The organism is Synechococcus sp. A15-60 (genome assembly GCF_014280095.1).
In the GTDB taxonomy this organism is placed as follows: domain Bacteria; phylum Cyanobacteriota; class Cyanobacteriia; order PCC-6307; family Cyanobiaceae; genus Synechococcus_C.
Map to the genome: position 1 here is coordinate 2,494,409 of NZ_CP047933.1, position 12,068 is coordinate 2,506,476.

General features: G+C 56.3%; 13 protein-coding genes. 9 read left to right on the forward strand and 4 right to left on the reverse strand.

Features of this window, described 5'->3' with window-relative positions; genetic code table 11:
• Window positions 1–2: 2 nt before the first annotated feature.
• On the forward strand, window positions 3–500 hold the full coding sequence (gene moaB / locus SynA1560_RS13430; protein WP_186500791.1) for a molybdenum cofactor biosynthesis protein B: 498 nt from the start codon (window positions 3–5) through the stop codon (window positions 498–500).
• Between the two features lie 8 nt (window positions 501–508).
• On the opposite strand, the gene cobA is transcribed toward moaB, so the two are convergent.
• Together cobA and SynA1560_RS13440 are read right to left on the reverse strand one after the other, a co-directional pair.
• Window positions 509–1,297 (reverse strand): uroporphyrinogen-III C-methyltransferase, encoded by a 789-nt coding sequence (gene cobA / locus SynA1560_RS13435; protein WP_186500792.1) that lies wholly within the window; start codon window positions 1,295–1,297, stop codon window positions 509–511.
• Window positions 1,294–1,899: a DNA mismatch repair protein MutS gene (locus SynA1560_RS13440; RefSeq protein WP_370523166.1), complete on the reverse strand. Its 606-nt coding sequence runs from the start codon at window positions 1,897–1,899 to the stop codon at window positions 1,294–1,296. Before SynA1560_RS13440 ends, cobA begins: the two co-directional genes overlap by 4 nt.
• A gap of 81 nt (window positions 1,900–1,980) precedes the next feature.
• Between SynA1560_RS13440 and SynA1560_RS13445 the strand changes: the two genes are divergently transcribed.
• The 4 genes from SynA1560_RS13445 (at window position 1,981) to SynA1560_RS13460 (ending at window position 5,956) form a co-directional block, all read left to right on the forward strand.
• Entirely contained in the window at window positions 1,981–2,229 is a 249-nt protein-coding gene (locus tag SynA1560_RS13445) for a hypothetical protein (RefSeq protein ID WP_255476989.1), read from the forward strand.
• 252 nt (window positions 2,230–2,481) lie between these two features.
• The gene (locus SynA1560_RS13450) at window positions 2,482–4,023 is read left to right on the forward strand and encodes a ferredoxin--nitrite reductase (protein WP_186500793.1); all 1,542 of its coding nucleotides are present in this window, start codon (window positions 2,482–2,484) and stop codon (window positions 4,021–4,023) included.
• A gap of 301 nt (window positions 4,024–4,324) precedes the next feature.
• Window positions 4,325–5,215: a formate/nitrite transporter family protein gene (locus SynA1560_RS13455; protein WP_186471235.1), complete on the forward strand. Its 891-nt coding sequence runs from the start codon at window positions 4,325–4,327 to the stop codon at window positions 5,213–5,215.
• A 9-nt stretch (window positions 5,216–5,224) separates the two neighbouring features.
• Window positions 5,225–5,956 carry a HEAT repeat domain-containing protein gene (locus SynA1560_RS13460; RefSeq protein ID WP_255476990.1) on the forward strand — a complete coding sequence of 244 codons (732 nt, stop codon included), beginning with the start codon at window positions 5,225–5,227 and terminating at the stop codon, window positions 5,954–5,956.
• Window positions 5,957–6,039: 83 nt separating this feature from the next.
• On the opposite strand, the gene cynS is transcribed toward SynA1560_RS13460, so the two are convergent.
• Window positions 6,040–6,522, reverse strand: a complete 483-nt coding sequence (gene cynS / locus SynA1560_RS13465; RefSeq protein ID WP_186469717.1) for a cyanase — start codon at window positions 6,520–6,522, stop codon at window positions 6,040–6,042.
• A 151-nt stretch (window positions 6,523–6,673) separates the two neighbouring features.
• Between cynS and SynA1560_RS13470 the strand changes: the two genes are divergently transcribed.
• A complete protein-coding gene (locus tag SynA1560_RS13470) occupies window positions 6,674–6,838 on the forward strand; it encodes a cyanate hydratase (RefSeq protein WP_186469718.1) in 165 nt (54 codons plus the stop codon).
• A gap of 73 nt (window positions 6,839–6,911) precedes the next feature.
• Window positions 6,912–7,982 (forward strand): anthranilate phosphoribosyltransferase family protein, encoded by a 1,071-nt coding sequence (locus SynA1560_RS13475; protein ID WP_186500794.1) that lies wholly within the window; start codon window positions 6,912–6,914, stop codon window positions 7,980–7,982.
• Here SynA1560_RS13475 and SynA1560_RS13480 read toward each other — a convergent pair.
• A complete protein-coding gene (locus tag SynA1560_RS13480; RefSeq protein WP_186469720.1) occupies window positions 7,943–8,410 on the reverse strand; it encodes a GNAT family N-acetyltransferase in 468 nt (155 codons plus the stop codon). The genes SynA1560_RS13475 and SynA1560_RS13480 overlap by 40 nt on opposite strands.
• Here SynA1560_RS13480 and SynA1560_RS13485 point away from each other — a divergent pair.
• Window positions 8,409–9,710 (forward strand): MFS transporter, encoded by a 1,302-nt coding sequence (locus SynA1560_RS13485; RefSeq protein WP_186500795.1) that lies wholly within the window; start codon window positions 8,409–8,411, stop codon window positions 9,708–9,710. The genes SynA1560_RS13480 and SynA1560_RS13485 overlap by 2 nt on opposite strands.
• An 80-nt stretch (window positions 9,711–9,790) precedes the next feature.
• Window positions 9,791–11,926: a polyphosphate kinase 1 gene (ppk1, locus tag SynA1560_RS13490; protein WP_186500796.1), complete on the forward strand. Its 2,136-nt coding sequence runs from the start codon at window positions 9,791–9,793 to the stop codon at window positions 11,924–11,926.
• The last annotated feature ends 142 nt before the right edge of the window (window positions 11,927–12,068 follow it).

The window sequence follows — 12,068 nt, forward strand, 5'->3', positions numbered from 1 at the left end:
CCGTGGGCCTCGCGATTGCCTTGCTCACCATTTCCGACACACGCACTCTCGACGAGGACAGCAGCGGCGATCAGCTGCAACGCAGCATCGCAGACGCTGGCCATCAACTCCATGAGCGTGCACTCTGTGCGGACGATCGCTATCAAATCAGGGCGGAACTCAGCCGATGGATCGCTGACCCAACCGTTGACGTGGTGATCACCAGCGGCGGGACAGGCCTGACCGGTCGAGATGGGACACCAGAAGCCATTGAACCTCTGCTGGACAAAATCATCGACGGATTTGGTGAGCTGTTCCGTGTGATCTCCTTTGACAGCATCGGCACCAGCACCTTGCAAAGCCGTTGTCTGGCAGGCGTGGCCAATGGCACTTTTATCTTTGTGCTGCCGGGGTCCCTGGATGCCGTCACCACAGCTTGGCAACGGTTGATCCGAGCACAGCTTGATCCTGAAACTCGACCCTGCAACCTGGCGCAGCTACGGGCACGACTCAAGGAGTAAGGCTGCGATCAAAATGAAATCGGCATGGTGACCGCAGCAGGCGATGGCTTGCAGGCTTCAACCTGATGATCGATCACGTCACCGACGACAACGATGGACGGTGACTTGAACTCCTGAGCTCTGGTCTGATCAGCAACATCCGCAAGGGTGGCTTTCAGACAACGCTGGCCCGCCACCGTTCCCTGCTGAATCACAGCAACGGGGGTCTCCGGAACGAGCCCACCCGCCATCAGCTCTTCCGCAATGCGCGGCAGATTGTGCAGACCCATGTAGATCACCAGTCCATCGCTAGCAGCAGCGAGGGAGCGCCAGTTCACAGAAGGGCGCCGCTTGTCGATTTCCTCGTGACCGGTCACGAAGGTGACGGAGGAACCAGCACGACGGTGGGTGACCGGGATGCCGGCATAGGCCGGTGCAGCAATTCCTGCGGTCACTCCAGGAACCACCTGCACAGGGATCTGCCGTTGCGCCAAATAAGCCGCTTCCTCGCCACCTCGACCGAACAGAAAAGGATCCCCACCCTTAAGCCGAACCACGGTTTCATGCTTCTCGGCCATCTCCACCAACACCGCATTGGTGCTGGGCTGGGGAACGGAATGATGACCCCGACGTTTCCCCACAAACCGGCGCTCACAGGTTTCCGGCACCAGGTCCAGCACCTCTTCGGGCACGAGTGAGTCGTAAACAAGCGCATCACAACTGCGCAACAGGCGATGCGCCTTCACCGTGAGCAGTTCAGGATCACCCGGCCCAGCTCCCACCAGATAAACAGTTCCAGGTTGTTGAACAGTGGTCACGGCAGAGCGATCAGCAAATCAATCAGGCCCTGACGAATCAGGGAATGGTGCAGAAGCGGTTGCAAACCTCCAGTCTCGCTAAGCGTCTCCGTCATGCGATTGGGAGCAAGAGCGAGGGGGAGTGCCTGGGCTTGAGGGTGATGGAGGCGGTACTCCGCCCACCGGTCAGACGCGACCAAAGGAACGGAAAGACGCCGGCTCAATTGATGGAGAAAACGGTCAGCAACTCCAGGTCGGAGGGGATGGTGAAGGAGCACGACTTCACCTGTCAGCAAGGGATCGAGAGCCTCTACCACCAACGACCACCACCAAGACCAGGCCCCTAGAAACGGAAGGAGTGTGACATCAGCACCTTCTGAACGCATGCGCCGCCGAATGGCAGGCACATCATCACGAGCATGGGCTCCTGGCCATAACAGCAACGGCACCAACCAGCTCGGCGCGTCAGGGCAAGGTGGAGGAGAATCGGCCGTGAGCACCTCGAGCTGAACCGGAGCCGAACGATGCTGCTGGAGCTCCTGCCTCAGAGCCATCAGCGCCTTGGGCACCTCACCCCCCGAGCGACCATGCACCACCAAACGGATGGCCCGCTCGGACCGCAAGTTTCGATTCCGTAGCAATGGCCACGGATCGATGGCCGAACCGACTGCTGACATCACCTCATTCTGAAGGTTTTTCGTTTCATGTCCCGACGTCAATACTCCGAACGCGCGGCTTTGGAGGGACGATCCCGCAGAGAAGTCACCGATCAACGCTACCGGTCGAGACGTTTTGACGACCGCGGAAGATACGCCAGCAGAGAACCGAGACGTGCCGACAGCACTCGGTTCCAGAGCGAGCTTGAACGGGATTTCGCGGCGATGCAGCGCGTTTGGCAAATGCTCCGTCATGGAGCCGTACGCATGCTTGGCGAAGTTGGACGCCAATACTGAAGCCGCGGAAGGCAGCCTTCTACGGCTCAGCCAGGCACAACAGATGTAGCCACGGCGACAGTTTGCTCCATTCGACAGCCGTGAAGGATCAACAGACAAAACGGTTTGAACCACTACCGACAGGCGCACAACCGACCTGTTGACATACTCATCAAGCGCTCCCTTCATTCTGAAGCGCTGGTTTTAAAAAACCCCTTTTGATTGATCCTCGCTGGTTTTGAACGATCAATCCGTTCTATCCGTATCAAGATCATGACTCTCAGCTCTCCCTCCAGGCCTTATCTGGATGGCAAGAAGCTCAACAAGATCGAGCAAAACAAAGCAGACAAAGACGGTCTGCTTGTGGGCAGCGAGATTGAAAAATTTGCAGAAATGGGCTGGGAGCAGGTCGACGAAACGGACCTCCAGCTTCGCCTGAAGTGGTACGGCATGTTTTGGCGCCCGAAAACTCCGGGCAAATTCATGCTGCGTTTGAGAGTTCCAAATGGTGTGCTGTCCGCCGATCAACTCCGCGTGGTCGCCTCGATTGTTGAGCGATACGGCGAAGAAGGAAGTTGCGACATCACAACCCGCCAGAACCTGCAGTTACGAGGCGTGCTGCTTGGAGATTTGCCTGAAATCCTCCGTCGGCTTGAGGAGGCCGGTCTGAGCACCATCCAATCCGGCTTCGACAACCCTCGAAACGTCACCGGCAACCCCATTGCTGGCATCGATCCCCAAGAGATCGTCGACACCCGTCCTTACACGACAGAACTCCAGAACTTCCTGACCAACAACTGCAAGGGAAATCCTGAATATTCCAACCTGCCCAGAAAATGGAACACTGCTGTTGCAGGAGCCAAAGACAATTTCTTACTGCACAACGACATCGTCTTCCACCCTGTGGAAAACAACGGTGTGATGGGATTCGGCGTCTGGATCGGCGGGGTGCTCTCCTCACAAATGAATGCCTATGCCATCCCGCTGAATGCCTGGGTGAAGCCGGATGAAATCTGCAAGATGACCGATGCCGTGATCCGGCTCTGGCGCGACAACGGAGAACGGGACAAGCGTCCAAAGGGACGCTTCCGCCTCTACCTGGATCAGGTGGGCTTCGACACGTTCCGCGCTCAGGTTGAAGAGCTGTTCGGACCGCTCACTCCTGATCCCGGGTCTGTTTTCGATACAACCCCTCGCTCTCACTATGGTATCCATCCGCAAAAGCAAAACGGATTGTCGTACGCGGGACTTCATGTGCCTGTCGGACGGCTTAAAGCGCAAGATCTCCAAGATTTAGCCACCGCAAGCCTCAATTACGGCGCCGGCGAAGTGCGTTTGACAGAAGATCAGAATGTGATTCTGGTTGGACTCCCAGCGGACAAATTGGAAGCGTTCAAAGCCGATGAGCTGCTTGGACGGTTTCCTCTCGAACCCGGCCACATCGCCGCGGGAACCGTCTCCTGCACAGGGAACACCTACTGCGGATTTGCACTCACCAATACCAAGGATCAAGCGCTCCAAGCCGCGCAGGAACTGGATCAAGAATTAACGCTCCCAGATGAGCTGAAAATCCACTGGACCGGATGTCCAAACACCTGTGGTCAGGCCTACATGGGTGCCATTGGACTGACCGGAACGAAAGCGAAAAACAGTGAAGGCGTGATGGGTGAGGGCTACACCATGACCCTTGGAGGCTCACAGGGCCCGAACCCCACGCTTGGTGAAGTGCATCGCAAAGCTATCCCGGCGGATGAAATCAAATCCGCCTTACGCGAAGTGCTGATCGAACGTTTTGGCGCCACACCTCGCGCCTAAATGTTTGACATGAGGTTCAAATCAACTCAGAGCTGGTGCACACCTTTTGAGACCAATTCTGATTACTCGACGACACTTCTCCTACCACCCTCCTCCATGGCTAACAGCAACGACTATTTTTCCCGTCTGGTCAACTGGATCACCTCAGTTGGCCAAGACAAACAACCCATCAGCCGCAATTCAGATCAACAAGATCTGTTTTCCAAGCTGATGAACAAAATCAGCGGTTGAATCGCGTCGAATTCAACCCTCACCAACCTTTCATCCCACCACGAAAACCATGAGTGCGTCGGCTTCACAAATGGACTACGTCCTACCCAACGAACTTGTCGACGGCATGATTGCCGCAGGCGGCAAAAAGGCAACCGTCAGCGTCAAAAACCTACTTTTGCGTGGTTTTTACTCCGGCGCGATTCTCGGCCTCGCTGTCATCCTGGCTTTGACCATCGGACTCAAGAGCGGTCAACCCTGGTTGGGCTCGTTGTTGTTCCCGTTTGGCTTCGCCAGCATCGTGCTCTTTGGCATGGAGTTGGTCACTGGCAACTTCGCCCTGCTGCCCATGGCAACTTGGGCGGGCAAAAGCTCCTGGAAGGCAACCTTCCGCAACTGGGCTTGGGTTTGGTTCGGTAACTGGATCGGAACAGCTGTTGTCGCCGTTCTGATGGCCATCAGCCTCACCAGTGGCGGCACCGTGGATCCTGCCTCTGCTGCCGATGGCGGTGGCATGTGGCAACAAGTTGCAGCCAAGATCATTGCCCTTAATAAGACCAATGTGGTCACTAAGTATGAGAACCTCGAGACCCTTGGGTTTTTCCTGGCCATCCTGCGCGGTCTGATTGCCAACTGGCTGGTGTGCCTCGGCGTGACGATGGCTTTGGTAAGCAAAAGTGTTCCCGGCAAGATCCTGGCGTGCTGGCTCCCAATTACCGCGTTCCAATCGATGGGCATGGAGCACATCGTGGTGAACCAGTTCCTGCACACCGCAGGCCCCATCCTGGGATCCGGCGTCAACTTCGGTCAGGTGATCTTCTGGAACTGGCTGCCAGTCACCATCGGCAACATCATCGGTGGCATGGTCTTCATCGGCATGCTCTTCTACAGCACCCACCGCACCAAGGTTGAGAATGTCTTGCCCTCCGAGCATGACGACAAACTGGAGCGTGAACTGGCCGCTGAACTCGGCGCCCGCTGATCAACTCCTGTGTCACATCCTGTGAATGAAGCCGCTCTTTGGGAGCGGCTTTCCCAATCACGACGGGCTCCACTGGAGCCCCATTGGCTGGGGGAGGTCTACTCTCCCAGCCTTTCTATTGATCTCCGTCGAGCCCTCAGCGAAAAGCTCGGCATGCTGGCCGATCGGGGTTGGCCAGAGATTAAGAGCCTGATCAATCAGCACGGAGCGCTTCCTGATCTCGTACTGGCAGCAGGCCTCTGCCATCAGAAAGACGCCAGAAACTGGTTGCTGGATCAACTCACCAGCCGTTCAAAACTGGATGACATCAACCTCAGCATTGTTCAGGCCCTCTCCTGCTGGGGTGCGGATGTGCCCGAGACCGTCATGACTGAAAGCCTGCGCCATCCAGGTCAGCAGCATCGCCTCGCGGGCTTGCAGTTGCTGAGTTTTCGGGCTCACACCCTGAGTGATGAAGAGCTGCTGAGGTATTGCTCAGGACTGCTCCATGACTTCAGAGACCCTGTCGTCATCGCAGCAATCCGTGTTCTACAGCGACGGGATGGATCCATCATCAGCAACAGGCTGGCGCAGCTCTGCATCGATGGATCTGATGAGGTCGCTGCGGCAGCGTTGCGAGCCCTTGGATGCATCGCCACTCCCAGCAGCCAGAGCTCTTTATTGGAACTCAGTAAAACTCTGAGCGATGCCTCCCGGCAACAACTCGCCCAACAACAACTGGAACAACAATTTCGTTCCTAACCATCAAAAAGCCCGGCATTCGCCGGGCACTTGTGTACTGATTCTCGAATTCGAATCAGGGATGCAAGAGGATCCCTAATCGCTCACCACTTTTTGTAAGGAAGGAACTTGCCACACATCGTGATCTTCACACGATCACCCTTGGGATCCTCAACTTTGTCGACATCGAGAGTGAAATCAATGGCGCTCATGATTCCATCGCCGAATTTCTCTTGGATCACATCCTTCAGAGGCATGCCATACACCTGCATGATCTCGTAGAAACGGTAGATCAGAGGATCAGTGGGGATAACAGGCTCAAGGCTGCCCTTGGTGGGAAACTCCTGAATGGCAGCAGTGATAGCAGGATCCAAAGACAGAAGCGAAGCCAGCTTTTCTGCCTCTTCGCTTGACGCTGTGGCCTGGCCATAAAACAGAGAAGCGATCCACACTTCATCCAAGCCAAGAGCCGCTTCAAGATCAGCAAAACTCATTCCTTTGGCTTTCTTCGCAGCCATCAGGGATGCGGTCACAGTGCTCTGTGATGGTGCTGACAGCGAAGGAGATGAGGTGGAGGTCAAAGTCATGGCGTTTATTGCCGATTGCCCATAAAGACTCTCGCTCTTACCACCCAAGAAAAGCAGCAATCAACACAAAACCGAAAACCCATTTCAGACGCATTGATCACAACACAACACCTCCAAAGCTGCTCTACTAATCGCATTAGACGTTGCGATTATGAGCAACCTGTTCCGATCTCTCACATCTTTGCTGAGTAGTCAGCAGCTCGAGTCCAGTGGAACCACCAGCCTTGTGCTTGAGCGCCTCTATTACGCGGATGGACGGCAAAATCCAAGCCATCCCCGCCACGGCAGCTTTGAAGGTCTGTCTCTGCTCGACTGAACAACTCTGTATCAAGCGCTACCAACAAAGGTAGCCTTGCTACAGAAAACTACTGGTAGCGACGACATGATGCGTGGCGAGCTCTGTTCTCAGCGGTCGTGAACGCTTCAAGCAGCACCTGCGAAAAGTTGGTAGTGGAGAGCACACCAGCAAGGGGATGAGTCGGGAAGAGGCGGCGGACGCCATGGCTCTCATGCTCGATCAGGAGGCGACCCCAGCTCAGATCGGCGCTTTTATGATCGCCCATCGCATCCGCCGTCCGGAACCGCAGGAGCTGACCGGAATGCTGGACACCTACCGATCCAGAGGGCCGGTAGTGCAGAGCTCGGCAGGTCAACGGGCACCTCTCTGTTTCGGTATGCCTTTCGACGGGCGTACACGCACCGCACCCATCTATCCACTAACGACGCTGGTTCTCCTAGCCAGCGAGCAACCGGTGGTGCTGCAGGGCGGCGAACGCATGCCGATCAAGTACGGCATCACAGCGATGGACCTTTTCCGTCTGCTGGACCTTGATTTGACAGGTCTTTGCCTCAGTCAAGTGCAGGCAGGCTTTGAAACCCATGGTTTTGCACTGATTCACCAACCGGATCATTTCTCAATTGCAGACTCGCTGATCGAATACCGCGAAGACCTCGGCAAACGCCCACCGGTAGCCAGCCTGGAACTTCTCTGGACAGCCCATGCAGGTGCGCATCTGTTGGTCAGCGGCTTCGTGCACCCTCCCACCGAAAGCAGGGCCTGGGAAGCACTCAGGCTCGCCGGCGAGACCGATGTGCTCACCGTGAAAGGGCTTGAGGGAGGAACCGATCTGCCGATCGGTCGGGCCTGCATCACAGCCCGTGTCCGCCATGGCGAGGCCGAAAGGCAGATCCTGCATCCCAGGGACCATGGCTGCCATGACGCCGACGTGGAGTGGTCCAAGGACCAGGACTGGAAGGATCAAGCCCTTCAAGCCCTGTCGAATCGAGGCCCTCTCAGTGACGCCCTTCGCTGGAATGCGGGGGCTTATCTGTGGTTTGCCGGTCTCACCGACACTCTTGAAGCTGGGATCCAAAACGCTGTAGCCGTGCTGGAAAGCGGCAAAGCCTTGGCGCAACTGGATCAACTGCGCGTGTGGCGCAACAGCCTCTCCATCCGATAACGCTCAAACATCACTCCAGCGATAGCAATCGTTTCGGGGGCCACCACAGACCAACCACGTCTCTCCAGCAGCGAGCGGCTGCACTGACTGGCCTCTGTGCGCAGACAGGTCACACCCTCATCGGCTGCGTCCGCTTCAATTCTGTCCAGCAGAGCTCCAGCATGACCCTGTCGTGCCGAGCGTCCTCGGCAGTACAGCAAGGCAAGCCGGTCCCGTGGATCACGGATCGCAAACGCAGCATCGCCTCCACTGATCCAGCCGCACCCGGTGCGAAGGGTCCGATCCAGAACACCAGGCAGCCAGGCTAAAGCCGACCATGCCCTCACCTGCTCGTCTGTATAAAGCGCCGGGGCCTGGGTTTCGATGGCATCGGCATAGATCTCCCGCAAAAGACCCTCATCAGTTGGAACGATCGGTCGAAGCGCCATGGCGAGTGCCCCTTATGGGAGTGTGAGTCTTCTGTGCACGCAGGCGGCTTTGCAGCGTCCTCGCATTCCCACTCTGCTCAGCGCCTTTCTGACGCTGCTCAATGACCGCCTTAGCGAGAGCATTTTTCTGCCCCTGCTGCCCTTCCTACTGGAAGACTTCAGCAGCAACGGCAGCACGGTAGGTCTGCTCTCAGGCACGTACGCCCTCTCCCAGTTCGCAGTGGCGCCACTTATTGGCGCACTGAGTGACCGCTTTGGACGAAAACCCATCATCAGCCTCTGCGTTTTTGGCTCTGTGATTGGCATGGGTCTCTTTGCCACCACCTTGACCGTGCCATGGCAACCAATCTGGCCAGAGGCCGCAGCAGCAGGTCTGCCCCTCGCCCTGTTGTTTCTGGCGCGAGTCATCGATGGGGCAAGCGGGGGCACTGCCGCCACAGCCACAGCTGTCTTAGCCGACATCACCACACCAGAAAACAGGGCCAAAGCCTTCGGCCTAATTGGCGTGGCCTTTGGCCTGGGGTTTGTCCTTGGTCCTGGTCTTGGTGGACTGCTGGGTGATGTCAACCGCATTCTTCCTGCCTGGGCTGCAACAGCCTTCGCCGTAGCGAACTTAATCGTGGTACTTGGACTCCTCCCAGAAACGCATCCCATCAATGCCAGAAAGCAACTGCCGCGAAGGCGCGAGCTCAATCCAGTCACGCTCTTGGCACGCGTGTTTGCCAAACCAGAGGTGCGTCGCCTCTCGATCGCCTTTTTTGGCTTCTTTATGGCCTTCAACGGTTTCACCACCGTTTTAGTGCTGTACCTACGCAACAGTTTCAACTGGACTGAAGGCATGGCTGGAGCCGCTTTCGCCCTGGTTGGAGTCATCGCAATGGTGGTCCAGGGAGGCTTAATCGGACCGCTGGTGAAGCGTTTCGGTGAACTCCGTTTGACCCTCGTTGGTCTTGGTCTTCTGACCTCCGGATGCCTGTTGGTGCCCATGGCGACACCGAATAACTCCATTCCAGTGGTGTACACCGCCGTGTCTTTGCTGGCACTCGGCACGGGTCTTGTGACCCCCTGCTTGCGTGCTCTGGTCTCGCGTCGTCTTGGCAGCGATGGCCAAGGATCAGCACTGGGCGGTCTGCAGGGTCTGCAAAGCCTCGGCACATTTCTTGGCGCCTCCGCCGCTGGCTTCAGCTACGACCGGATTGGCGTCACCAGTCCGTTCTGGTTCGGAAGCATGATGCTGATCGGAGTTGCCCTCTTGGTGGCTGGCAGCATCCGGAATCGGCCAGAAACCATCCAGGACTGACAAGTCTCCTGGACCACTTGCCGTCAAAACTCGATTGCTAGCTTTCGACCAAGAGCCTTTGCACCCGATTTTCTTCCGTGATGGCAAAGCAAGCCCTCGATCCTGATCTCTACATCAATCGGGAGCTCAGCTGGATTGCCTTCAATGAAAGGGTTCTGATCCAGGCACTGGACGAACGCACCCCACTCCTAGAGCAAGCGAAATTCAGCGCCATTTTCAGCAACAACCTCGATGAGTTCTTCATGGTGCGGGTCGCATCACTGAAGGCCCAGGTTGAAGCGGGGATCAACAAACGCAGCGAAGACGGACTCACACCCATCGAACAGCTGCAGGCCATTCGTGAGAATCTCGCACCACTGCTGCGTCGTCAGCAGGATCACTACCGCACACGACTCAAGCAACAACTGCACGACCAGGGTGCTCATCTACTCGACTATGCGCAGCTCAATCAACGTCAACAACTCTGGATCGACAACTACTTCCAAACGGCGATCTTTCCTGTACTCACACCCTTGGCGGTGGATCCAGCACACCCATTTCCCTTCGTCAGCAACCTGAGCCTGAATGTGGCGGCACTGATTCGAGATCCGGAAACCGGACAGAGCCTGCTGGCCAGGGTGAAAGTGCCCCAAACAATCCTTCCCCGGTTCGTTGCCATCCCAACGGATCTGGCCGATTCCAAGGACAGGCCAGTCCACACCGCTGTGCCGTTGGAACAGGTTGTGGCCTTCAACCTGGAGCTGCTGTTCCCCGGCATGAGCATCGAGGGGCATTACTTCTTCCGAGTCACCAGGGATGCCGACTTGGAACTGCGTGATCTTGAGGCCGACGACTTGATGATCGCGATTGAACAAGGTCTGCGGAAGCGACGCATGGGCGGTGAAGTCGTGCGCTTAGAAGTCGCTGATGAAATGCCGCAAGACATGGTCGAAATGCTTCTGGATGGAATGTCAGTGGAAGAAAACGATCTCTACCGCGTTGACGGACCCCTTGGGCTCGACGATCTCTTTGGGCTGATGGCAATTCCCCTGGCCAAACTCAAGGACGAATCGCACTCAGGAATGACACCGGCTGTTCTTGGCCGAGCCCAACGGAGCATGCTCGAAGACGGCTCCATCAAGGAAGAGGAGTTCGAGAGCATCTTCTCCGTGGTGCGTCGGCGTGACGTGCTTCTACATCACCCCTACGACCTGTTTTCGACCTCCGTTGAGGAGTTCATCAACCAGGCTGCGGACGATCCTCTGGTCATGGGGATCAAGATGACCCTCTACCGCACCTCGAAGGATTCTCCGATCATCGCCGCCTTGATCCGCGCCGCTGAGAATGGCAAACAGGTGATGGCACTCGTGGAACTGAAGGCACGCTTCGACGAAGACAACAACATTCAGTGGGCGAAGCAGCTGGAAAGCTCAGGTGTGCACGTTGTCTATGGCGTTCTTGGCCTGAAGACACACACCAAGATCGTGCTAGTCGTCCGCAAAGAGAAAGAACGGCTGCGCAGTTACGTGCACATCGGAACCGGAAATTACAACTCAAAAACCTCTCGCCTCTACACCGACCTCGGGCTGCTCTCCGCTCGTCCAGAGCTTGGTCAAGATCTGGTGGAACTGTTCAACTACCTCACAGGCTTCTCCAAGCAGCAGGAATTCCGAAAACTACTGGTTGCTCCAGTGTCACTGCGCAAGGGCATGGAAAATCTCATCCGACGCGAAATCAAACATGCCCGGGAGGGGGGGGGCGGCCACATCAAGGCCAAGATGAATTCTTTGGTGGATCCTGAGATCATTGCTCTTCTCTACGAGGCATCACAGGCTGGCGTCATCATCGAACTGATCATTCGTGGCATGTGTTGTCTTTACCCGGGGCGTGAAGGTGTCAGCGACAACATCAGCGTGATCAGCATCATTGGACGGTTCCTCGAACATTCCCGCGTCTTTTGGTTTGCCAATGGAGGCGAACCGGAGGTGTACATCGGCAGCGCTGATTGGATGCCACGCAACCTCGATCGGCGGGTGGAAGCCGTCACATCGATCGACGAACCAGCGCTCAGGCAACAATTAGAACGCTTGTTGCAACTTTACTTAGACGACAACCGCGGCTCCTTCGACATGCAGGAAGACGGCAGCTTTCGCCAACGCCATCCCGAAGATGTTGTCTGCAATTCTCAATTGCATTTGATTGAACACTGGAAAAAAGGGCTACAAACCCACGCATAAAAACTGCAGCTGTGTATTGATGGATACAGCCATCGGGCTCGTTTCAACCTCTTCATTTCACATTTGACTCATACGACTTAACGACAATTTGCAGATTCGGAAAAACTTTCGATTCTTTCAGGTCAGATTTAGGGACGGATGC